At 72.3% G+C, this 19776-nt stretch carries 15 protein-coding genes and 1 pseudogene; 6 read left to right on the top strand and 10 right to left on the bottom strand.

Going from position 1 to position 19776, the window contains the following annotated elements:
• Both B0I32_RS46960 and B0I32_RS46955 read right to left on the bottom strand, forming a co-directional pair.
• Positions 1-273: pseudogene (locus B0I32_RS46960) on the bottom strand (hypothetical protein); the annotation flags it as partial.
• A 130-nt stretch (positions 274-403) separates the two neighbouring features.
• Complete coding sequence (locus tag B0I32_RS46955) at positions 404-1723, bottom strand: acetamidase/formamidase family protein (protein ID WP_106250830.1); 1320 nt, start codon at positions 1721-1723, stop codon at positions 404-406.
• Between the two features lie 139 nt (positions 1724-1862).
• Here B0I32_RS46955 and B0I32_RS46950 point away from each other — a divergent pair, with 139 nt between their 5' ends.
• Entirely contained in the window at positions 1863-2333 is a 471-nt protein-coding gene (locus B0I32_RS46950) for a PPOX class F420-dependent oxidoreductase (protein ID WP_106250829.1), read from the top strand.
• A gap of 19 nt (positions 2334-2352) precedes the next feature.
• Here B0I32_RS46950 and B0I32_RS46945 read toward each other — a convergent pair whose 3' ends face one another.
• The 6 genes from B0I32_RS46945 to B0I32_RS46920 form a co-directional block, all read right to left on the bottom strand.
• Entirely contained in the window at positions 2353-3417 is a 1065-nt protein-coding gene (locus B0I32_RS46945) for a VWA domain-containing protein (protein WP_106250827.1), read from the bottom strand.
• A 1-nt stretch (position 3418) separates the two neighbouring features.
• Positions 3419-4372 carry a VWA domain-containing protein gene (locus B0I32_RS46940; RefSeq protein WP_106250825.1) on the bottom strand — a complete coding sequence of 318 codons (954 nt, stop codon included), beginning with the start codon at positions 4370-4372 and terminating at the stop codon, positions 3419-3421.
• An 82-nt stretch (positions 4373-4454) separates the two neighbouring features.
• Positions 4455-5339: a DUF58 domain-containing protein gene (locus tag B0I32_RS46935; RefSeq protein ID WP_106250823.1), complete on the bottom strand. Its 885-nt coding sequence runs from the start codon at positions 5337-5339 to the stop codon at positions 4455-4457.
• A 6-nt stretch (positions 5340-5345) separates the two neighbouring features.
• Positions 5346-6329, bottom strand: a complete 984-nt coding sequence (locus B0I32_RS46930) for an AAA family ATPase (protein ID WP_106250821.1) — start codon at positions 6327-6329, stop codon at positions 5346-5348.
• A gap of 20 nt (positions 6330-6349) precedes the next feature.
• Positions 6350-7114, bottom strand: a complete 765-nt coding sequence (locus B0I32_RS46925) for a S1C family serine protease (protein ID WP_245956558.1) — start codon at positions 7112-7114, stop codon at positions 6350-6352.
• Positions 7115-7264: 150 nt separating this feature from the next.
• Entirely contained in the window at positions 7265-8644 is a 1380-nt protein-coding gene (locus tag B0I32_RS46920; RefSeq protein ID WP_106250817.1) for an FAD-dependent monooxygenase, read from the bottom strand.
• A gap of 186 nt (positions 8645-8830) precedes the next feature.
• Between B0I32_RS46920 and B0I32_RS46915 the strand changes: the two genes are divergently transcribed.
• Positions 8831-10447: an SMI1/KNR4 family protein gene (locus tag B0I32_RS46915; RefSeq protein WP_106250816.1), complete on the top strand. Its 1617-nt coding sequence runs from the start codon at positions 8831-8833 to the stop codon at positions 10445-10447.
• 147 nt (positions 10448-10594) lie between these two features.
• On the top strand, positions 10595-12043 hold the full coding sequence (locus tag B0I32_RS46910) for an ankyrin repeat domain-containing protein (RefSeq protein ID WP_106250814.1): 1449 nt from the start codon (positions 10595-10597) through the stop codon (positions 12041-12043).
• A gap of 19 nt (positions 12044-12062) precedes the next feature.
• Here B0I32_RS46910 and B0I32_RS46905 read toward each other — a convergent pair whose 3' ends face one another.
• Positions 12063-12824, bottom strand: coding sequence for an MBL fold metallo-hydrolase (locus tag B0I32_RS46905; RefSeq protein ID WP_106250813.1), 762 nt, complete (start codon positions 12822-12824; stop codon positions 12063-12065).
• Between the two features lie 22 nt (positions 12825-12846).
• Positions 12847-14124 (bottom strand): NAD(P)/FAD-dependent oxidoreductase, encoded by a 1278-nt coding sequence (locus tag B0I32_RS46900; RefSeq protein ID WP_106250811.1) that lies wholly within the window; start codon positions 14122-14124, stop codon positions 12847-12849.
• A gap of 152 nt (positions 14125-14276) precedes the next feature.
• On the opposite strand from B0I32_RS46900, the gene ligA reads away from it, so the two are divergent.
• The 3 genes from ligA (at position 14277) to B0I32_RS46885 (ending at position 19678) form a co-directional block, all read left to right on the top strand.
• On the top strand, positions 14277-16364 hold the full coding sequence (ligA, locus tag B0I32_RS46895) for an NAD-dependent DNA ligase LigA (protein ID WP_106250809.1): 2088 nt from the start codon (positions 14277-14279) through the stop codon (positions 16362-16364).
• A 242-nt stretch (positions 16365-16606) separates the two neighbouring features.
• Positions 16607-17215: a restriction endonuclease gene (locus B0I32_RS46890; protein ID WP_181308546.1), complete on the top strand. Its 609-nt coding sequence runs from the start codon at positions 16607-16609 to the stop codon at positions 17213-17215.
• 225 nt (positions 17216-17440) lie between these two features.
• Positions 17441-19678 (top strand): hypothetical protein, encoded by a 2238-nt coding sequence (locus B0I32_RS46885; protein ID WP_106250805.1) that lies wholly within the window; start codon positions 17441-17443, stop codon positions 19676-19678.
• The last annotated feature ends 98 nt before the right edge of the window (positions 19679-19776 follow it).

Here is a 19776-nt window from a genome sequence, read left to right as displayed (position 1 = left end):
CTTCCAGTGACCGCCCTGGTACACCTCGAACCAGACCCAGCCCTTCTTACCGCCGACCTTGTCCACCCCGTACCACTTCGTGAACACCTTGCCGTGCGACTCCCACGTCTTGCCGAACGTGTACGCCTTGTGGTCACTGGAGAAGAACTTCCCCCAGTTCGTCCCCGTGTGCGTGGTCGTGGTGGTGCTGGCCTGAGCCGCGGCCGGGCTCAGCGCCAGACCGGTCAGAGCCATCGAACCGGCCAGCGCCGCGATCGCGAAGGTCTTACGCATTTCGGGTTCCTCCCCTTGTCCGTTCCGCCGGGGTGCTCCGGCAAGACAGACACTACGGAGACGCCACCCGATCATCTGTGGACGAATCCACACACCACATGTGATCGCCGCCACATCGCGTAGACCCTGCTCAGAAGTGCTCCTTGCGGATGAGCCCGTGCACGCCGGTGGTGCGATCGACCACCTGGGAGATCTCGAAGTCGGTGGCGGCCGACAGGTAGGCGTAGGCGACGGCGCGGTCCATCCCCTGGTCGTGCTCCAGGAAGTCGAGGGCGTTGACGACGGCGCGGCGCATGGCCACGTCCAGGTCGTTCACCTGGCCGTTCCTGGAGCCGTCCGGGTCGGACAGGCCGATCGGCAGCCAGGCGTGCGCCGTCTCGCCGAAGGGGTAGCGGAAGGCGACAGAAGGGGCGTCCCCCGAGCCCTTCTTGCACACCGTCAAACGGAACGTGGCGCGCAGGGATCCCTCCATCGCCGTCAGCGCCACCTCGCCGCCGCCCATCGCGTGGTGGGGGTCGCCGGTGTAGAAGAGCGCGCCCTCGGTGAAGACCGGCAGGTAGAAGGTGGCGCCCGCGCCGAGGTGGCTGATGTCGATGTTGCCGCCGCCCAGAGTGGGCGGAATGCTGTTGAGCAGCGGATCGGTCGGCCGGTCGGACTCGGCGAACGCGACGCCCATCATCCCCATGAACGGCTTCAGCGGGAACGTCACCTCCTTGCCCCGCATGCCGCGCTTGAGCACGCCGCTGGCCACGCCCTTGCGACCGCGCCGGACCGGGGTGAAGACCGAGACGTTCCCGTACCTGAGCGGATCCCCGGTGGAGCGGCCGTCGGTGGCCACGGGCGGCATGACCTCCGCCGGCGTGATGCCGTCGGGGGCGCCGCCGTTCGCCTGCCGGGCCAGCGCGCCCTTGCCGTGGCGGCTGGACACCACCCCGTACGGGACGCGCGGCAGCATGGAGAGCATCTCGACCTTGAGCACGTCGCCCGGCCGCGCGCCGGCCACGTGGATCGGGCCCGTCACGACATGCGGGCCGTCGAGGTCGAAGTCCCTGGGCGTGCGGTCGTAGTCGCGGGCGATGGCGATGGCGTCCTGGAGCACGTCCGATCGGGCCACGCCGTGCCGGGCGAAGTAGGCGACGGGGTCGCGGCCCTGGTCCTCCAGGATGCCCTCGTGCGAGACCGTGTCGACGGTGACGGTGTCGCCGGACCTGACCCGCAGCACGGGTTCGCTGCCCAGCGCGGGCACGTACCCCCACGTGACCTGCTCCACCGTGGACGGGAGGTAGTGCCGGCCGTGGATCGGCCCCTTGCGGGGCTGGAGGATCTCCTTCGGCAGCGTCGGGGTGGCGGCGGCCCGTCCGGCGCCGGCCAGCGACGCGCCGCCCGCGCCGGTCAGGGCCGCCGCCACGCGCAGGAAGTTCCGTCGTCCGTACGTCTGCGACACGCTCATGACTCTCCTCGCGGGGTCGAACGGGGGCGGGGTGACACCGATCATGTAGGACGTCTGTTACGTCCCCGTTTCGGATCGGGTGTTCCTCGCGTCAGGAGTGGAAGGATCGAAGCCACGTCCGTAATGAAAGGCATGTGTCATGGCTCCCAGCATCGCGACCGCCCGCCGCGTCGAACTGCCCGAACTGCTTGACTTCCTCCGCCCCCGCCACCACGGCCTGCTGTCCACCACGCGCGCGGACGGCCGGCCGCAGCTCTCGCCGGTCTCCTGCGGCGTCGACCAGGAGGGCAGGATCGTCGTCTCGACCTACCCCGACCGGGCCAAGGCGGTCAACGCCCGCCGGGACGACCGCGCCTCGATCTGCGTCCTGTCCGACGACTGGAACGGGCCGTACGTGCAGGTGGACGCGCGTGCGGAGGTGCTGGACATGCCCGACGCGCTCGAACCGCTGGTGGACTACTACCGCTGCATCGCCGGCGAGCACCCCGACTGGGACGAGTACCGCGAGGCCATGCGCCGCCAGGACAAGTCCCTGATCCGGCTGCACATCGACCGCTGGGGCCCGATCGCGACCGGCGGCTTCCCGGCCCGCCTGGCCTCCGACGACTGACCCCTGTAATCAGCCCCGGTCAGCGGGTAGGCGTACGAGGGCGGTTCCACCAGAGGGAGAGCGACAGGGCGGCGACGACGAAGAGCGCGCCGCCGGCCGCGAAGGCGGCGGCGGTGTCGACCCGCCGGTTGACGACGCTGAAGCTGCCCGGCAGGGCTTCGAGCGCGGTCTTGAGCTCGTCGGCGTTCTCGGCGCGGTGGTAGGCGCCGCCGGTGGTCTGGGCGATCTGCTTGAGCGCGGGCTCGTCGATCATGCGGATGTTGCGTCCGCCCCGGTCGAAGCCGCCGCCACCGCCCCAGCCGCCGCCCCACCCGCCGAAGCCGCGGCCGTCGAACTGGGTGTTCTCGCAGACCATGGGAGCCGGAGTCGTGGTGCCGAAGCCGATGGGGTAGACGCGGACGCGGCGCAGGGCCGCCTCCTGGGCGGCGGTCTGCGGGTCCACGCCCTGGGTGTTGGCGCCGTCGGTGAGCACGATGATCGCGGCGGCGGCGTGGCCCTCGCCCGAGCCGGGATCGGGGCTCGCGCCGGTGGGGGCGACGGACGGATCGACCTCCGCGATGGCGTCGAGCGAGGCCAGCATGGCCTGGCCGATCGCGGTGCCGCGGCCGACGGTGAGGTTGTCCAGCGCCTCGGTCAGCGCGTCGGTGTCGTCGGTGGGCGGGACGAGCAGGCCGGCGCTGCCCGAGAAGGTGACCAGGCCGATGCGCGGCCCGCCCTCCAGGGACTCGATGAAGTCGGTGGCAGCCTTCTTGGCGGCGGTCAGCCGGTTCGGGTCCACGTCCGTGGAGCACATGGAGCCCGAGGTGTCGAGCGCGAGCAGGATCGTCGCCGCCGTCTGCGGCACCGGGACCGACGCCTGCGGCCGCGCGGCCCCGACCGCGAGCAGGGCGAGCCCGGTGACGAACAACGCGGGCGGGATCTTGCGGATCCACCGCGTCCGGCCGGGCAGCGCGCTGCGGACGAGGGCGATCGAGGTGACCCGGACGGCGGCGCGCCGCCGGCGGCGCAGCGCCCACCAGCGGATGCCCAGGATCAGCGGGATGATCAGGATGGACAGCAGGGCCCACGGCCATGAGAACGTCATGTCAGATCACCCGTCCTGACCGGAGCACGGTGAGCGCCGCTCCCGCGGTGAGCAGTGCGAGGGCGAGCCCGATCAGCCCGCCGGCGAGGGGCAGCGGCTCGTCGGAGACGGTGAGCCGCAGGTCGATCGTGCCGGCGATCCCGTCGAGCCGCGCGGTGTCGGTGGCGGGGTGGTACTCGCCGCCGGTGGTCTGCGCGATCAGCGTGAGCGTGTCCTCGTCGAGCGAGGTCTGCAGGTTGTAGCCGTCCACCTTGACCGCGGTGCCCGCCGTGGTGCCGACGCCGACGGTGTGGATGTGCACGCCCGCCTGCTGGGCCAGGGTCGCGACCTTCTCTACGTCGTTGCCCTGGTTCTGGCCGTCGGAGAAGATCACGATCGTGGCGGACGGCCAGTAGCCGAGGTCGGGCGGCGGGGCGCCGTCGCGGCCGAGGGCGGCCTGCTTGCCGGTGATCGCCGTCAGCGAGGCCGTGATGGCCGCTCCCAGCGAGGTGCCGCCGGTGACCTTCAGCCGGTCGATGGCCTTGAGCGCGACGGAGTGGTCGGCGTCGGGGCGGGCGGTGGTGAGCGCGCCCCGTTCGAACGCGACGACCCCGATGTCGACGCTGTCCGGCTGCGCCGCCACGAACGCGCGGGCGGCCCGCTGCGCGCCCGCCAGCCGGGTGGGCGCGACGTCGTCGGCGCCCATGCTGTTGGAGACGTCGATGGCCAGGATGACGGTGCCCGCCGCTCGCGGGACCGGCACCATGGCCGCGGGTCCCGCCGTGGCGATGGCGAGCACGGCGACGCCGGCGATGGTCAGGCCGACTCCTAGGTACGCCCGGCGTCCCCCGGGCACGACCAGGCCGGCCGCGGCGAGCGCGGTCCTCCTGCGGCGGGCCGAGACGACGGCGGCCCAGGCGAGCGCGGCCGTGACCAGCAGCCCGAGGATCAGCAGCAGCGGAGCGGACCACGTCATGAAGCCTCCCCCGCGGACACGACCGGCCCTCTGATCAGCACAGTGATCAACACAGTGATCAGCACAGACATGTCAGGCCCGGTCATGACGTCCGCTTCCCGGTTCTGGCGACGACCTCGACGAGCGCCTCCCCGAGGTCGCGGTCGGTGTCGATGCGGTGGACGGGCACCCCGGCCCGGCGCATGCCCGCCGTCAGCCGGGCGTCGCGGGCGTCCACGGCGGCGCGGAACCGTACCTGGAGCAAGGGGTCGGCGGAGTCGACGACGAGCTGCTCGCCCGTCTCGGCGTCCTCGACCACGATCAGCCCGGCCTCGGGCAGCACGTCGTCGGCGGTGTCCACGATGCGCAGCGCGACCACCTCGTGCCGGCGGGCCAGCCGCTGCAGGGAGCGCTCCCAGTCGCCCTCGCCGATGAAGTCCGACAGCACGACGACGAGCGCGCGCCGGCGCGCGAGCCGTCCGGCCGCGTCGATCATCTCCGCCAGGTCGGTGGTGCTGCCGCCGCGCGTCCCCGACGTGCGCTGGAGCTCGGCGGCGATCCGCAGCGCGTGCCGCCGCGAGGTGCCTGGCGGCACGACGCGCACCATCCCCGTGTCGAACAGCACGGCGCCGACGCGGTTGCCGCCCCGCCCGAACAGCCGGGTCAGGACGAGCGTGAGCTCGGCGAGCACGTCGTGCTTGCCGCGCCCCGGCCGGCCCGCCCCCATGGAGGCCGAGCGGTCGAGCACCAGCCACACGGTCAGCTCACGGTCCTCGGTGAAGACGCGCAGGTGCGGCTCGTCCAGCCGGGCGGTGACGTTCCAGTCGATGTGGCGGGCGTCGTCGCCCTCGGTGTACGGCCGCAGCCCGGTGAAGTCGATCCCGGTGCCGCGGTACGTCGTCCTGTGGGCCCCCTGGAGCCGGCCGTCGAGTCTGCGGACGACCTTCCACTCCAGGCGGAGCAGCAGTTTCTCTGGGGCGGTGGCCATGGCGGCTCAGCGGTTCTGCAGGACGACGTCGGGCGCCCTGACGGCCCCGAGCACCCTGGTGATGATCGTGTCGGGGTCGACGTCGTCGGCCAGGGCCTCGTACGACAGCACCAGGCGGTGCCGCAGCACGTCGAGCGCGAGCTCGGCCAGGTCGTGCGGCAGGACGTAGTCGCGCCCGCGCAGGAACGCCAGCGCCCGAGCCCCGGTGACGAGCGCGATGGAGGCCCGCGGGCTCGCCCCGTAGGTGACGTACCGCTCCAGCTCGCCGAGCCCGGCGGTCGCGGGGGAACGGGTCACGCCGACCAGCCGGACCGCGTAGTCGACGATGGCCGGATCGACGTACACCTGCCGGGCCCGCGCCCGCATGGCGATCAGGCCCTCGGGCGTCACCATCGGCTGCGGCGGCTCCGGCGGGCGCAGCGCCCTGGCCACGATCGCCTGCTCCTCGGCCTGCGCCGGATAGTCGACGACCACCTTCATCATGAAACGGTCGACCTGCGCCTCGGGCAGCGGGTAGGTGCCCTCCGACTCGATCGGGTTCTCCGTCGCCATGACCAGGAACGGCTCCGGCACCTTGAACGTCTCGCGGCCGATCGTCACCTGGTGCTCCTGCATCACCTCCAGCAGGGCGCTCTGCACCTTGGCGGGGGCGCGGTTGATCTCGTCGGCCAGCAGCAGGTTGGCGAACACGGGGCCCAGCTCGGTCCTGAACTCCCCGGAGTGCTGGTGGTAGACCCGGGTGCCGACGAGGTCGGCGGGCACCAGGTCGGGGGTGAACTGGACCCGCTGGAAGCTGCCGGACATCGCGGCGGCCAGCGACCTGACCGCGAGCGTCTTGGCCAGGCCGGGCACGCCCTCGACCAGCAGGTGGCCGTCCGCGATCAGGGCCACGGCCATGCGCTCCAGCAGCACGTCCTGTCCGACGATGGTGCGTTTGACCTCGAACAGCACCTGTTCGAGCGGGTGATCGGCCTGGTTGGTCGAGGTCATGCGGTGTTCCCTCTCGTCGGTCAAATCAGCGGCCCGTCGCCGGGCGGGCCGTCGCCGTCGGTGCCTCCGCCCAGGGCCACGCCGATCGGCACGGCGAACGCGATGCCGGCGAAGGCCTCGTCGCCTCCCGGGTCGGCGATCGAGACGACGATGCCGACGACCAGGCCACGGGCGTCCAGGAGCGGGCCGCCCGAGCTGCCCGGGTTGACGGAGGCGTCGAACTGGATGAGCCCCTTGAGGTCGCCGTCCTCGGCGGTCCTGTCGGCGGTGCGGTTGAGGCCCGAGACGACGCCGGTGGAGACGCTGTAGGTGAGGCCAAGGGGGTTGCCGATGGCGACGACGGGCGCGCCCACGCTCACGCCGCCGCCGAGCGTCGCGGGGACGACGATCTCGGGGAGCTTGGCTGGCTTGAGGGTGGCGACGTCGAGCTTGGGGTTCGAGGACGAGACCGCGGCCTTGGCCTTGGTGCCGTCGGCGAACGTCAGGTTCACGTCCTTCGCGCCGTCGATGACGTGGTGCGCGGTCAGGATCGTGCCGTCGTCGGCCGCGATCACCCCGGTCCCGAGCGACCGGCCGGCCTGGATGACCACCACCGACGGCCCGACCAGCTTGAACACGTCCGGCACCGTGAGCGTCGCGGTGGGCGTCGGCGTGGGGCTCGGCCTGGGCGCGGATCCCTCGACCTGCCCGCCGCGGCCGCCCAGCCAGTACGCCAGCACCGCCACGAGGACGAGCGCGGCGATCGCGGCGCCCCCGACGGCGAAGCGCCGGGCTCGCCCGGCCACGGCTCCCCGATCTGCCAGAGCCTCGGCCGCACCGGTTTCCTGCGGCGCGTGCCCCATCGCCCCATAGTCATAAATTTATGTTGAAAGTGCTACAAACTTCGCCTGAGAACTTCATGAGAACCGCGTCCGCGCAGCTCAACGGGGTCGGCGCTACACGACCATGGCCAGATAACCAGCGAGCTCGTCGGCCGACGAGGTGGAGATACCGACATGGCCGTCAGGCCGGATCAGCGTGTACCGCTCCCCTCCGTACGGCTCCGCCACCCGGTACGCGCGCACCTCCGGCGCCGACCCGTTCCAGGACTCGGCCGACAGCAGCGTGAAGTGCGCGCCTCTGAGCAGGTCGAACATGCGTGCCTCCGTCCCGTCCGCCAGCCGCACCCGGCCGTCGGGGACGCGGTCGCCGCCGTGCCCGGCCAGGGAGCCGCCCCGGTAGGAGAGCGACAGCTGGTAGGTCTCCTCGTCCCGTTTGACCGACTTCTTGTCGTGCAGGTCCGTACTGAGGCCGAGCATCCGGGCGGCGACGGGCCGCCGCTCCTCCTCGTAGGTGTCCAGCAGTTCCTCCGGCGCCCCCGCCAGCACCCGGGCCAGCTTCCAGCCCAGGTTGTACGCGTCCTGCACCCCGGTGTTGAGCCCCTGCCCGCCGGCCGGCGAGTGCACGTGGGCCGCGTCGCCGGCCAGGAAGACACGGCCCGAGCGGTAGCGGTCGGCGAGGCGGATGTTCACCCGGTACAGGGACGACCACAGCAGCTCGGTCAGCCGGACCCCGCGCAGCATCGACCGCTCGGCGAACAGCCGCTGGTACCAGGCCAGCGTGTCCTCGGGGACCACCCCCGGCCTGAGCGGGGCGAGGAGCTGGAAGGTGTCGGTGCCGGCCATCGGGTACAGGGCCACGAAACCCCTGCCCGGCCGCGCCCAGGCGTGGATGTGGTCGCGGCCGAGCCCTTCCGCCCGCACGTCGGCCAGCGCGGCGCGTTCCTCCTCGCGGGTCTCGCCGGTGAAGCCGATGCCGAGCGACTTGCGTACCGGGCTCTTGCCGCCGTCCGCGGCGACCAGGTAGCGCGCCCTGACCGTCTCCCCCGTGCCCAGCGTGGCGCGCACCCCGTGGGCGTCCTGCTCGACGCCGGTCAGCGCGGTGCCGTACTCCACCTTCCCGCCCAGCTCCGCCAGGCGTTCGCGCAGCACCGCCTCCGTACGCCACTGCGGGTGCATCATCACGGTCGGGTACGGGACCGCGTCCGTCGGCCGGGCGGGCCTGTGCATACGGGTCTGCCACACCGGCACCCGGCCCAGCCGGAACCGCAGCGGCGGGTACGGCGTCGCCACGCCGAGAACGCGGCCGATCACGCCGAGGTCGTCGAAGACCTCCTGCGTACGCGGCTGCAGGCCCTTGCCCTTGGACCCTCCGGAGGGCTGCGCGGCCTGCTCGACGACGCGGCAGGAGACGCCGCGGCGGGCCAGGTCCACGGCAAGGGTGAGGCCGGTGGGACCGGCGCCGGCGACGATGACGTCCATGGTGGGTTCACTCATGAAAGGGACGGTGTCAGGCCGCTCTGCCGGATCGCTGTCAGCCGCTGCCGGGCGCTGTCAGCTGCGGATTCTCCCCCGGCGGCGACGGGCCTCCGGCAACCGGCTCGGGACCTCCCCGGAGCGTGTTAGAAAGGCTCATTGTCCGATGATGAGGTGTGCCGAGTGATTGACGATGTTCTCCGTGCCATGGCTGAGAAGATCACCGATGCGGCACCTCCGGGTTGGCGGCGCGCCGAGGTGCGGGGATACGCCACCGGCGACGGCGGATCCGGGCACCACGGCTTCCGGTTCGACCCGGCGGGAGACGGCGGCGACATCGACCTGCATCCGCAGCTGTCCGCCGTGCACACCCACTACGGAGCCAGCGGCGACCATCTGTCGATCGAGCTGACCGTCGAGGCCAGGGGCCGGTTCGAGGCGGTGGTCAGCGAGTCGCTGGTGCGCGAGGACGACCGCGGCTTCCTGTACGTGCTGCGCCCCGGCGTCCTCCCGCCCGATCCCGGCACCTACCAGCCGGGCCCGTCGATGGCCACCCCGGCGGGCAATGCGCAGGAGGCCGTCGCCCTGCTCGGCGCGTACCTGCGCGGACGCGACCGCGCGCTGCGGGGCAAGGACACCTACGCGCCCCCGCCGGCGCTGCCCGAACACCACCGCCGGTGGCTGGAGGCGCGGCTGCAGGTCCCGCTCCCCGACGACCTCCAGGCCCTGTACGCCCACGTGGACGGCGACGGGGGCGAGGGACTGCTGGCCGACCACCACTGGTTCGGCCTCGAACGCCTAGAGAAGCTCAGCCGCCCGGAGAACCGCACGTGGGCGGCGGGCCGCTCCTGGCGGCACCACCTGCGCCGGCCGCTGGTCACCAGCACCGGCGGCCCGCCGCTGGCCGTGCGCCGCGCCGCGGACCATCCGCACTGGATCCCGTTCGCCACCGACCCCCAGGGCGACTTCCTGGCCGTGGACCTGGCGCCCGGCCCCGGCGGACGCCCGGGCCAGGTGATCCGCATGGGCAGGCACCACGACGACGGCCCCGTCTACGTCGCCGACTCGGTCACCGGCCTGCTGCGCCGGCACGTCAAGGCGCTGCGGGCGGGCTCGTACGAGGTGGGGCAGGGCCGCCGGATCCGGATCGACATCGACGGCCAGGACGAGCCCGAGGCCGACAAGCCGGACGAACTCACGATCGCCGGCGCCGACGCCGCCTCCATGCGGGGCCTGCACCAGCACGTCCAGAAGCTCCACATCCGCAACGCCCCCTGGGCCGACTTCGCCCCAGTGCGCGGGGCGCCGATGTTGTGGCAGGTGAACGTCGAGAACTGCCCCGGCGCCGACCTGGCCCCGCTCCAGGACACCCCGGTGGAGCTGCTCGACCTGGCCATGGACCGGATCGACCTGGCGCCGCTGGCCGAGCACGCCACGCTGCGCTTCCTGACCCTGCGCACCAGCCGTCCGGTGGACCTGGGGCCGCTGCTGTCGTGCCCGCGTCTGTACGCGCTCGACCTGTCCGAGGCGTCCGCGATCCGCGACCTCAGCGTGCTGTCCGAGCTGAAGGACCTGCTCTATCTGCGGTTGCGGCGCGGTCAGTGGGAGGAGTTGTGGGAGCGGTCCGGGCATCCGCCGGGGCTGGCGGCGGCGGGCCTCGCCGCCGAGCCGCCACGGGAGAAGGGCTGGTGGTGGTCGGGCGAGCACGCGGTCGAGCCGTCGTTGCGGACGGTCGCCGGGTGGGTGGCCGACCTGGCGGGCGACTCGACGGACGTCCGGCTCGTCAAGGGCCGGCTCTCCCGGCGGCGCAGACGGTCTTTCTGACGAGGCGTATGCTGGTGGGCGGCGCTTTCAGGGCGCCCCCGGTCCGCGGGAAGGGCCAAGCCCACCTGATGATCCTCGCTCGACCCGGCCCGACCTCTTTTCCGGCCTGAGCATGCGGACGGCAGGCCAGACGGAAAGGAGGCCATCGTGCCCGCCCATCGGCTGCCCGACAACCCCAGCCTCGAACGGCTCCGCAAGCAGGCCAAGACGCTCCTGCGCCAGGTGCAGGCCGGCGCCCCCGAGGCGCGCGGGCTGGTCGCCGAGTTCCATCCCCGGCCGCCGCATCCGTTCAGACTGTCGGACGCGCAGCTGGTCACGGCCCGGATGTACGGGTTCGCGAGCTGGCCCCGGCTGAAGGAGCACCTCGGCGCCGTCGAACGCTACACCCGCTCACCGCATCGCGTCACGCCCCGGGCGGAGCCGCCGGAGGAGTTCCTGCGGCTGGCCTGTCTCACGTACGGGGCCGACCATCCCGGACGTACCGGTGAGGCGGCGCTGCTGCTGGCCCGGCAGCCCGAGCTCGCCACCGCGAACGTCTTCACCATGGCCGCCACCGGCTCGGCCGACGCCCTGGCCGCGACGCTCGACGACGACCCGGGGCTCGCGCGGACGCAGGGCGGGCCGTTCGGCTGGGAGCCGTTGCTGTACCTCACCTACGCCCGCCTGCCCGCCACCTCGGGGCGGTACGTGGCGGCGGCCCGGGTGCTGCTCGGCCACGGCGCCGACCCGAACGCCGGTTTCCTGTGGGACGGCCTGACCTCCCCCTTCACCGCGCTGACCGGCGCGTTCGGCGGCGGCGAGCAGGATCAGCCGCCGCACCCCGAAGCGCTCGCCCTGGCCAGGCTGCTGCTGGAGGCCGGCGCCGACCCCAACGACAGCCAGACCCTCTACAACCTGGGCCTCGGTGGCTCCTTCACCGACGACACCGCGCACCTGCGGCTGCTGCTGGAGTTCGGGCTCGGGAAGGGCGGGAACGGGCCGTGGCACGCCCGGCTGGGGCCCACCCTGGGGTCGCCGCGCCTGCTGCTGCGGGAGGAACTGGCCACGGCGGCACTGCGCGGAGGGCCACGGCGGGTCCGGCTGCTGCTCGCGCACGGGGCCGAGGTGGACGGGATCGGCGGGCATCCGGTGTTCGGGGGGCGGACTCCGTACGAGCTGGCGCTGCTGAACGGGCACACCGAGGTGGCGGAACTCCTCGCCGCGGCGGGAGCGTCGGCGGTGCCGGCGGAGATGGACGCGTTCACCGCCGCCTGCATGCGCGCCGACGCCGCCGCGGTGGCCGCGCTCGGCCCGGACGTGCGGGCCCGGGCCCTCGCCCGGCACCCCGACCTGATCAACCGCGCCGCCGGGCAACGCAAACCCGCCGCGGTACGCCTGCTGGCCGGCCTCGGCTTCGACGTGAACCACCCGCACGGAGGCACCCCGCTGCACGCGGCCGCCTGGAACGACGACGTGGAGACCGCCAGTACCCTGCTAGAACTGGGCGCCGACCCCACGCTCAAGGACAGCCGGCACGAAGCCACCCCGCTCGGCTGGGCGGAGTACGGCGGCAAGGAACGCGTGGCCGCCTATCTACGCGACACGACCCTCCTCTAGTCCTCGCGGTGCGCCATCGTCATCGACTCACTGATCGGTTCTCCCCGAGGGGGACGGAGAGTCCTTCCTCGGCCGCCAGCACCTCACCGCCGAACTCCTCCCGGGCGGCGGCCACGGAGGCGGCCCGGTCGTTGCCCGGCCAGAAGTGGGTGAGCATCAACCGGCGTGCGCCCGCGCGGCGGGCCCAGTGACCGGCCTCCGTGGAGGCCAGCAGATTGCGGACGGGGCGGCCGGCCTCGCCGTCGCGGTCGGTGGCCTCGACGATGAACAGGTCGGCGTCGCGCCCGAGTTCGGCGAGCGCGGGAGCCGGACCGGTGTCGCCGGTGTAGGCCAGGACGACACCGTCGGCCTCCAGGCGGACGCCGGCGTTGGGCACGTAGTGCGGCAGCGACAGTCCGGTGAGGGCGAACGGCCCCACCCGGTGACTGCCAGGTAACGGACGCACGTCGAAGACCGCGTGGAGGTCGACGTCGGGCTCCAGCCCGCTGATCCGGTCGAGCACGCCCGGCGGGCAGTACAGCGGCAGCCGTGGGCCACCGGGGTCGCCGTAGAACCGCATCCGGAACAACCCGTGCAGGTCGATGCAGTGGTCGGGGTGCTCGTGGGTGACGACGACAGCGTCCACCGCGCCGTCCGGCCAGTGCGCGAGCAGCCGCGGCAGCGTGGCGTAGCCCAGGTCGAGCAGCAGCCGGTAACCGTCCCAGTCCACCGCGAACCCGCTGCAGGCACGGCCCGGCTCGGGAAACGCACCGCAACTGCCGAGGACGGTCACTTGGCGCATCCGTACAGGATGCCAGTTCCCCTCAACGAATCGCCCGATCAGGGGCCGCGCGGACGGCCTCGCGGCGCGACCTGAGGTCGGCGAGCACGGCGTCGGCGGCACGGCGGCCGGAGACCAGGGCGCCCTGCTGCGAGCCGGTGTCGCGGTGGTCGCCGCACACGTACATCCCGCTGCTCAGACGCACGGGCCTGCGCAGCGGGTGCGGCGGCGGCATCGCGGGCAGCGCCGCCGCGATCGGGTACGTGGCAATGTGCTCCCAGCCGGAGGTGTCGCCGTAGATCTCGTCCAGACGCCGCCGGACCGGCTCCTCGTCGGTGATCAGCCCCAGCACCGACGTGGACACCAGCGCCCGCCCGTCGGCCGAGTACTCGGGGGCGGCATCGGTGAGGACCAGGGTGTCGGTGATCATCCCGGTCGCGTCGATGATCTGGATCGGCTCACCCAGGGGCGAACGCGGGGCCGCATGGTAGAAGGTGGTCACCGCCCGCATCGGCGGCACCTCGATCTCGCTCAACAGCTCACCCGCCGCCCCGGGATCCGCCGCCACGACCACGGCCCGCGCCTCGACCGTGGCCCCGTCCGCGAGCCGGACACCGTCGGCCGCGACTTCGCTCACGCGGGCGCCCAGGGTGATGGTGTCTGCGGGCAGCCGGTCGGCGAGCTGGCGCGGGATCTGTCCCATGCCCAGCGCCGGCACCCCGATGGTGCCGCGGGCGAACGAGCGCCAGAACAGGTGGAAGACCCGGCTGGAGGTCTCCAGGTCACGTTCGAGCAGCACGCCGGCGAGGAAGGGCCGCATCAGGCAGTCGATCATCTTCTCGGACATGCCCCAGGCGCGCAGTTCCTCGTCGGTACGCCGTTCGCGCCCGCCGCGCAGCCGGGAAGCGGGCGCGGCGAGGTCGCGTGCCGTGACCGTGCCGAGCACGGCGGTGTCGCGCATCGTCCCGACCCCGGACAGCGGCCCGCTCAGCGCGTGCCTGGGGTGCCGCCAGGGCAGCATCACCCTGGCCCGGGCGGTGCTCCCCTGCACGATCATCCCCGAGGCGAACGGCCGCAGGTCGAGCGCGCCGATGTCGAGGACGTGGCGGGCCTCGGGGTAGGCGGTGTTGAACACCTGGTAACCCCGGTCGAGCCGGAAGCCGTCGACGACGTCCGTACGCACCCGGCCGCCGACGTCGTCGGACGCCTCCAGCACCCGTACCGGCACACCGGCCTCGTGCAGCCGCAGCGCGCAGGCCAGCCCCGCCATGCCCGCGCCGACCACGATGACGGGCGCGCGTGTTCCCCGATCACTGTCCATGCCTGCGCCCTACCCGCGTCCACGCAGCTCAGACGTACCCCTGCGAACCGGACGGTGGCCTGGGGAAGCACCCGTCCTTCGGAGATGAACCGTCGTCGCGTACCGGCGATCTGAGGGGCCGGATTGTCGGTGCGGGACGACATGATGGACCCATGACCGAGACACCCCCCATCACCACCCTGGCTGACGACACGGCCTACGCCGAGGCCGTCCAGCTGGCCGTCGACTCGGCCGCCGCCTACTACGCGGACGGCACCTCGACCCTCGACGACGACGCCTACGACCGGCTGGTCCGCGGGATCCAGGCGTACGAGGAGGAGCACCCCGAGTCGGTGCTGCCGTCGTCGCCGACCGGCAAGGTGGCCGGCGGGGCTGTGGTGGGCGACGTGCCGCACACCGTGCCCATGCTGAGCCTGGACAACGTGTTCGGCGCCGAGCAGCTGGCCGACTGGGCGGCGGGGCTGGAGCGCCGGCTCGGCCGGCCCGTCACGGTGTGGAGCGTGGAGCCGAAGCTCGACGGCCTGGCCATCTCGGCCCGCTACCGGCACGGCCGCCTGGCCCAACTGGTCACTCGCGGTGACGGCACCGCCGGCGAGGACGTCTCGCACGCCATCGGCACCATCGTCGGCCTCCCCGACCGGCTGACCGACGCGGTCACGGTGGAGCTGCGCGGCGAGGTGATGATGACCGCGTCGCAGTTCGAGGACGCGTGCGCCAAGCGGCAGGCGCACGACGGCACCACGTTCGCCAACCCGCGCAGCGCCGCCGCCGGCACGCTGCGCGCGCAGGACCGCCCTTATGTGTGCGAGCTGACCTTCTTCGGCTACGGCGTGCTGCCGTCGCCCGGAGACGACTCCGAGCCGGCCACCCGGCTGCGCGAGCTGCCGCACAGCCAGGTCATGGAGTGGGTGGCCACGCAGGGCGTGCAGACGACGGCCGTCACGCCGGTGGCGGGCATCGTGGCCGAGACGCTGGAGCGGGTGCAGGAGCGCGTCGGGGAGATCGCCGGCCTGCGGGCCACGCTGCCGTTCGGCATCGACGGCATCGTGATCAAGTGCGACCTCGCGACCGACCAGGCCGAGGCCGGGTTCAGCTCCCGCGCGCCCCGCTGGGCCATCGCCTACAAGCTGCCCGCCACCGAGAAGATCACCAAACTGCTCCGTGTGGAGTGGAACACCGGCCGCACCGGCATCATCGCGCCGCGCGCCGTGCTGGAGCCGGTCGAGCTCGACGGCAGCACCGTCACCTACGCCACTCTGCACAACGTCGCCGACATCACCCGGCGCGGCCTGATGCTCGGCGACAGCGTGACCGTCTACAAGGCGGGCGACGTGATCCCGCGGGTCGAGGCGCCGGTGGTGCACCTGCGCACGGGCGACGAGCAGCCGATCGCGATCCCGCAGGTCTGCCCGTCCTGCGGCGACGCCATCGACACCTCCCAGGAGCGGTGGCGGTGCGTGCGCGGGCGCGGCTGCCGGGCGATCGCGTCCATCACGTACGCGGTCGGCCGCGACACCCTCGACATCGAGGGCCTGGCCGAAAACCGCATCCAGCAGATGCTCGACACCGGCCTGATCGCCGACTTCGCCGACCTGTTCTTCCTGACCAAGGAGCAACTGCTCGGGCTGGAGCGCATGGGCGAGACCAGCAGCGACAACCTGATCGCGGCCATCGAGCAGGCGAAGACGCGCCCGCTCAGCAGGGTGTTCGCGGCCCTCGGGGTGCGCGGCACGGGCCGTTCGATGAGCCGCCGCGTCGCCCGCCACTTCGCCACCATGGACGCCATCCGGGCCGCCGACGCCGAGGCGATCCAGCAGGTGGAGGGCATGGGCCCGGAGAAGGCGCCGGTCGTGGTGGACGAGCTGATCGAGCTCGCGCCGCTGATCGACAAGCTGGTCCGAGCCGGCGTCAACATGACCGAACCCGGCGCCACCCCGCCCTCGGCCGAGCCCCAGGAGCCGTCGGCCGACCTCCCCCTGGTCTCGATGTCGGTGGTCGTCACCGGCACGATGACCGGCCCTCTGGCCCAGCTCTCCCGCAACGAGGTCAACGAACTGATCGAGCGAGCCGGCGGCAAGGCCAGCTCCAGCGTCTCGGCGAAGACGTCCCTGCTGGTGGCCGGCGAGAAGGCCGGCTCCAAGCGTACGAAGGCGGAGAGCCTGGGGGTGCGCATCGTCAGCCCGGAGGAGTTCGCGGAGCAGGTGAACGCCTTCCTGACGAACGACGACGCCAACGTGTAACCCTTCTCCGGCTTCTCCCTCCCCTCATCGCAAATACCTGAAATTCCCTCGCAAAAAGAGCCGGACTGAAATACCGCGGGCCGTGTGCTCTTGGGCACGGATTCTGTCGGTGCCGTCGTTCATAATCGCCAGCGAGACCGACCTTCAGGGAGGGATTAATGGCGAGGCGACCGGGACGCTCAGGCCGTTCGGGGCGATCAGGGCACCGCAGACGCCGGCGTAAGACCGGTGGCAACGAGGGGTTGTGGCTGCTCGGCATCGGCGTCACGGCCATCGCGATCACCGCCGTGGTCAAATACGTCTCGGAAAACCCGGGCTGGGCCACGACCATCGCCCTCCTTACGGTCGCGGCCCTTTGCGGCGCCCTTTTCTTGCGATATCGGGTCATCCAAGCCCGTCGCATGAAATTCCTGGCGGCCAACACCGAATTGGCCAAGGTCGACCTCATGACCGGCCCCCAATTCGAGCACCTGATAGCCGAACGCATGACCGCCGACGGCTTCCGCCGCGTCCAGCAACGGGGAGGCAAGGGCGACGGCGGCGTCGACATCACCGCCACCGCCCCCGGAGGGAAGCCGTACGCCATCCAGTGCAAGCGCTACAGCGGCAACGTCGGTGCCCCGGAGGTCCGCAACTTCCTCGGCGCCCTCGCCAACACCTTCGCCGGCCACACCGGCGTCCTCGTCACCTCAGGCCACCTCACCCGGCAGGCCCGCGAGGAAGCACTCAACGCCCGCCAGCCCCTGCTGCTCGTCGAACGCGACCGCCTGGCCGACTGGCTCCTCGGCACCCTCACCCTCCTCCCCCGCCGCCCCCTGCCTTTGGTCGAAGGCGAGGAGCCGGCCGGCTGACCCCGGCCCGCCCGGCGACGTCCCGCCGGGCGGTGGCTACCTCCGATTCGCCCGCCCTTCCCGCCGCCGCCCGAAGGAACCGGCCGAGTCGACCGGCCGAACCGAGCACCGCCTTCACCAGATGTCTGCCGGGCCAATTGATGATCGACTCGGCGGGGGCAGCTCCGTTAATCTTGGGCGTTTCGATCTTCCCCCTCTGCTCCTCCCCTGCCTCAGGAACCGCCCGTGCCTCGCCATGCCCTCGCTCGGATCGTCGTCGCCGTCTTCGCCGCTCTGGTCGTCGCGGGGACTGTGCTGGCCGTGGTGTCCGGAGACACCCGGCTCGTCGTCCTGCTCGTCTACCGGGTGTTCGTCGATCCGGTGGAGGAACTCGACGCGGACCTGCTGGTACTGCTGGTCGGGGTGGGGTTGGCGCAGGCCTGGGGGCTGGCGCAGATCCTGCCTGGACGGCGGAGCGGCGGGACGACGAGCAGGCACGCGCCGCCCGTCGCCGCTGCCCGAGCACCCGGCGACGGCGAGGGGAGCGAGGGCGGCCGGAGTGACGAGACCCGCCGAAGCCGCGATCAGCTGCTGCTGCGGGCGGCCCTGTACGCCCTGATGGCGATCGAGCTGACCGGCCATCTGCCTTGGCCCGACGACCTGCCCAAGGCCGTCGCGCGCATCGCGGTCGTCGTGCTCCTCTACCGGGTGATGAGCACCGTCTCCCGGACGCTGCGACTGGTCGCGCTGGTGGCGGGGCTGTACCGGCCGATCCTGGCACTTGTCGCGATGGCGCTGGACCTGTTCGGGGTCGCGCGCGACGCCCTTCCGCCGGGAGGCAGCCTGGCGTGGGTGGTGTGGATGGCGCTGATCGTGGTGGCGCAGGCCAGGGACGGCCGGTGGGGGCGGACGACGCTGTGGGCGGGGGCGGTGATCGCCGCAGGGCCGTTCCTCCTGCCGCTGGTCACCTACCCGATCACCCAGACCGCCGTCATCTACGAGGCGAGCCGGATGCTCCTGGACGTCTTCACCGTGGTGTGGCTCGGCCGGTCCGCGATCGAGGTCTCACGCTCGCCCAGGGCTCCGCGACCGCGCGTGATGGGTACGTTCCGGTGGCGGCCGTGGGAAGTGGTCGCGGTCGGGCTGCCGTTGCTGCCGGCCTCGGTCAACTGGACGAACGGCGTCTTCCTGTGGCTCGGATCCCAGGGGGCGATCGCCTCGTGGTTCGCGAGAACCGGGTGGTACTTGCAGGAACTCTGGCTGCTGATCTCCCTCGCCGGATCCGGCGGTGCGGCGGCCCTGGTGCTGGCTGTCGTGCTCCGGCACAGAAGAGCCGGTGGCGAGGGCCGGGGAAGGCTGCGCCAGGGGGTCGTCGCGGCGTTGTCGCTGGCGGCGGTCGCTGGGGTGGTGGAGGCGGTCACCGGGAAGGACAGGCCCGCGCCGCCGTACGATGGTGTCCGGATATTTCCGGAACAGTTGCTCGACTCCGCACCAGGCATCTCCCCGCTCTGGCACAGCGCCGCCTTCACCGGATCCGCCCTCATCCTGCTCTTCCTGTACGGCGAACGACCCCGTCCACGGAAGCCGTATCAGGTGGCCATGGCGAGCCTGGCCACGGTCGCGCTGCTGGCCCTGGTGCCGGCGGCGGACCACACACCCGGCCGTACCACGACGAGAAGCGAGTGTGAGAACCCCTCGGAGGCGACCGGCGAGCGGGCCTTCGTCTGCGCCGTGCGGAGGCTGGACGCCCCGCCGTTCCGTCCGAGCATGCCCGACCAGCGGCTGATCGCGTACGGGCACCGCATGTGCGGCGTCTACACCCGCGGCGACGCGCTTGAGGCGGCGACCTTCAAGCTGACGTACGGCGTCCATCCGCGCGAGCAGAAGTACCTCCTGGGGGACATCTGCCCGAAGGTCGCGGCGGAGTTCGACGCGGCGGTGGCCGAGGAAGAGGCCGAGATAGCGGCATGGAACGCCGAGCAGCAGGCCATGTGCGACCAGGCTCCCCGCCACCGGCCGAGGATCAAGCCGGTCCGGGCCGTCAGGGAGAAGAAACCGGTGTGGACGGAGTTGTCGCTGGAGGCGTTCGACGAGGAGGCTTACCTGGACGACGACGTCGTGTGGCAGGCCAAGGAGGGTGACCTGGTGGTCACCGCACCCGGCCGCCTCGCCATCCTCGTCAACACCGAATCACGCATGTGCGTCACCACCGAGACCTACGACCGCCGCCCGCCCGCCGAGACGAAGGGCTGGGATCACGTCGTCGAAGCCGGGTACGAAAGCCGCGACGGCACACTCATCCTCGGCGACTTCCTGTCCGGCGTCACGCTCCCCGACCTGGCCTCACGCGGCAAAGGCCACTACCGCGTCCGCGTCCACTACGCCTGGCTGTCCTGGAAGGGCCGGCAGCAGGCCGGCCAGCGACTGCTCATCATGGCCTACCCGGGGCGCGGCGACAGGGTGATCGTCCACCGCAAGCCATGACCACGTCCTGGGATCGCGGCTACGTCCGGGCCGAAAGCTTGTCGAGATCGTCGGCGCACGGTCTCATGGACCGCGTACGAGCGGTGTCGCCGAGGTGA

The organism is Nonomuraea fuscirosea, assembly GCF_003001935.1.
Lineage (GTDB): Bacteria > Actinomycetota > Actinomycetes > Streptosporangiales > Streptosporangiaceae > Nonomuraea > Nonomuraea fuscirosea.
This window is presented reverse-complemented; position numbering and strand designations above follow the sequence as displayed.

Bases quoted from the DNA above. Each gene is read 5' to 3' on its own strand.
- B0I32_RS46945 (WP_106250827.1), bottom strand. From the start codon at position 3,417: ATGACGTTCTCATGGCCGTGGGCCCTGCTGTCCATCCTGATCATCCCG.
- B0I32_RS46955 (WP_106250830.1), bottom strand. From the start codon at position 1,723: ATGAGCGTGTCGCAGACGTACGGACGACGGAACTTCCTGCGCGTGGCG.
- B0I32_RS46915 (WP_106250816.1), top strand. From the start codon at position 8,831: ATGGCTGAGAAGATCACCGATGCGGCACCTCCGGGTTGGCGGCGCGCC.
- B0I32_RS46935 (WP_106250823.1), bottom strand. From the start codon at position 5,339: ATGGCCACCGCCCCAGAGAAACTGCTGCTCCGCCTGGAGTGGAAGGTC.
- B0I32_RS46905 (WP_106250813.1), bottom strand. From the start codon at position 12,824: ATGCGCCAAGTGACCGTCCTCGGCAGTTGCGGTGCGTTTCCCGAGCCG.
- B0I32_RS46900 (WP_106250811.1), bottom strand. From the start codon at position 14,124: ATGGACAGTGATCGGGGAACACGCGCGCCCGTCATCGTGGTCGGCGCG.
- ligA (WP_106250809.1), top strand. From the start codon at position 14,277: ATGACCGAGACACCCCCCATCACCACCCTGGCTGACGACACGGCCTAC.
- B0I32_RS46920 (WP_106250817.1), bottom strand. From the start codon at position 8,644: ATGAGTGAACCCACCATGGACGTCATCGTCGCCGGCGCCGGTCCCACC.
- B0I32_RS46950 (WP_106250829.1), top strand. From the start codon at position 1,863: ATGGCTCCCAGCATCGCGACCGCCCGCCGCGTCGAACTGCCCGAACTG.
- B0I32_RS46930 (WP_106250821.1), bottom strand. From the start codon at position 6,329: ATGACCTCGACCAACCAGGCCGATCACCCGCTCGAACAGGTGCTGTTC.
- B0I32_RS46940 (WP_106250825.1), bottom strand. From the start codon at position 4,372: ATGACGTGGTCCGCTCCGCTGCTGCTGATCCTCGGGCTGCTGGTCACG.